Origin of the sequence: Corallococcus sp. CA041A, assembly GCF_003612075.1 — a bacterium.
Classification (GTDB): Bacteria; Myxococcota; Myxococcia; order Myxococcales; family Myxococcaceae; genus Corallococcus; species Corallococcus exiguus.
This window is the reverse complement of record NZ_RAWF01000506.1, coordinates 1-2,149: the sequence shown is the minus strand read 5'-3', so window position 1 is coordinate 2,149 and position 2,149 is coordinate 1. Positions and strand designations below refer to the sequence as shown.

The 2,149-nt window shown below is 71.1% G+C and carries 2 protein-coding genes and 1 pseudogene; 2 read left to right on the top strand and 1 reads right to left on the bottom strand.

Annotation, left to right across the window (positions count from 1 at the left end; translation table 11 throughout):
* A pseudogene (locus tag D7V77_RS41705) lies at window positions 1-125 on the top strand (IS5/IS1182 family transposase); the annotation flags it as partial.
* Window positions 126-143: 18 nt separating this feature from the next.
* On the opposite strand, the gene D7V77_RS41700 reads toward D7V77_RS41705, so the two are convergent.
* Window positions 144-974: an urease accessory protein UreD gene (locus D7V77_RS41700; protein ID WP_120581694.1), complete on the bottom strand. Its 831-nt coding sequence runs from the start codon at window positions 972-974 to the stop codon at window positions 144-146.
* Window positions 975-1,164: 190 nt separating this feature from the next.
* Here D7V77_RS41700 and D7V77_RS41695 point away from each other — a divergent pair.
* Window positions 1,165-2,149: hypothetical protein (locus D7V77_RS41695; RefSeq protein ID WP_147452349.1), on the top strand; the 985-nt coding region annotated here is incomplete at its 3' end.

Sequence of the window (2,149 nt, the reverse complement as noted above, 5' to 3'; positions counted from 1 at the left end):
GCTGCCGGGTGGAGTGTCTCTTCAATCGCTTGAAGCAGAACCGGCGGGTGGCGACGCGCTATGAGAAGCGCGCCGCCAACTACCTGGCGATGGTCCATATCGCCTCCATCCGCCTCTGGCTCTAATTTGCGGACACGCCCTAGTCACACCCGCCGGGCCCACGGGTCGTCACCCAGCAGGCCCGGTAGGAAGGACAGCCAGTCGCGCGTGGTGGCCAGCAGCGTCTCCAACGACACGGCCGCTACGCGCAGCAGCAGTCCGTCCTCGCCCAGGGGGCTGGCGGAGATGACCTCCCGGGCGCGAGGCTTCACCGGCAGGCCCGCCACGCGCGCGGCCAGGGCCTCCCGAGCATCCTTCAACGCGGGCCCTACCAGCAGCACGGACGCCAGCGCGTCGAAGCGGCCCAGCCGCTCCGGCAGCGCGCCGTGCGCGGGGTCCAGCACCCACCGCTCATCCACCAACGCGCGCCCTTCCCGCGCGACGCGCAGGCGCGAGGCGTAGTGCAGGAAGGCCCAGCGCTCGCCCCGGGCGCTCCGCCCCGCCGTCACCACGTCCGCGAGCACCAGCGACGCGCCCGGCGAAAGCGTCACATCCAATGTCTGTGAATAGCGGGCGTCGGTGAAGCAGACGGTGGGGTCCGGCACCCACGCCAGCAGCGCGTCCCGGCCCACGCGCGCGACGAGATCACTGCGGCAACCGTTGGGCGAGCGGTAGACACGGTTCGAGCCCTGCGTCGCGAGCAGCGCCGACGCGCCGTCCGCCACATCCACCTCCAGCCGCAGGTGGTCCCCGTCCACCAGCCCGCCACCGAAGGAGCTGGTATAGGCCCACGCCGCGTGGCCGTGGTTGCGAGGCGTGAGCAGCCGCAAGGGGCTGTGCGCCAGCGCGGTGCGCACCACGGTGCGGGGCCCCGAGCGTTCGAACGCGAGCCTCGCGACGCCCGCGCGCTCCGGGCCGGGAAGAGCGGCAATCACCCTCCCCTTCTAGCACGTGAGCCGCACCGGAAAGCCGTGCACCGGTCCTGCGTAGCGTTTCGCGCTACAGCCCCCCTCCCTCGCGACAGACGTGGAGGCTCGCTGGCACGCAACCTGCTCTTGGGGCGGCCCGCCAATCCTGACATCGCGTGTCAGATATGGCGGAACCTTCTTCCCAAGGCACAGCACCATGCACCGTCGTTCCCCCCGAGCCTCCTGGCGTCGCGCCCTGACCCTCTCCTCGTTCGCCGTGGGTTGCCTGTTCGTGGCCGCGCCCGTCCACGCCGCTGAAACGCGCGAGATGCCTGCCACCATCGTCAACGTGTCCATGCAGGACGGCGAGCTGACCGCGCGCATCCGCTGGTCCGCGGAGTCGAAGTCCCTGCCCGGGGAGGTGGAGGTCCTGTCCTATGACGGCACGGAGAAGCTCACCGCGGGCGAGCGGCTTTCGCCCAAGGCCGGCGAGGAGGTGGAGGTGAAGCTGTCCGGCGCGGTGCAGGAGCCGTGGGAGACGGGCTGGGCGCAGCGGCTCGTCGTGCGGGAGGCGCAGGGCCGGGAGCTGGCCAGCCAGCCCTATGACGTCAGCCTCGCCTGCGAGGACGAGAAGACCTGCCAGCTGACGGCCGCGCCGGGCATCTCCGCCAGCCGCGAGGTCCTGCACGTGAGCAACGCCCTGCAGAAGACCCTCGGCGCCATCGAGAAGGAGATGGGGACGAAGCAGTTCGACCTGGTGCGCGAGGTGGCCCGGCGTGAGCCCTCGCTGTACGGCGAGGCCCTGAGCTACGCCCACGGCCTGATCAAGATCGGCCCCGCCGAGGGTTGCCAGTGCTCCTGGGAGGCGTCCTACTCGCGCACCAACTCCTCGGGAACGAGCCTGGGCGCGGCGCACAACCTGTACTCGCGCCCCCTGTCCCAGAACAAGCCCTCCAACGCCCGCCTGACCACGCAGGGCAGCAGCCGCGTCACCCTGACCCTCCACTGCACGTCGCTGGCCTCCATCCTCACGCAGGAGTTCGGCATCCGGCAGCCCGGAGGGCTGGTGAAGCCCGTGCGCATGCTCCAGCCCGTCTACAGCACCTGCGCCGGGACGTGCAGCGGCCGGTTCAGCCACTTCGGCCGCATCACCGGCAAAACGACCGCGCAGAGCACCACCCCCTTCCCCCCGCCCACCATCC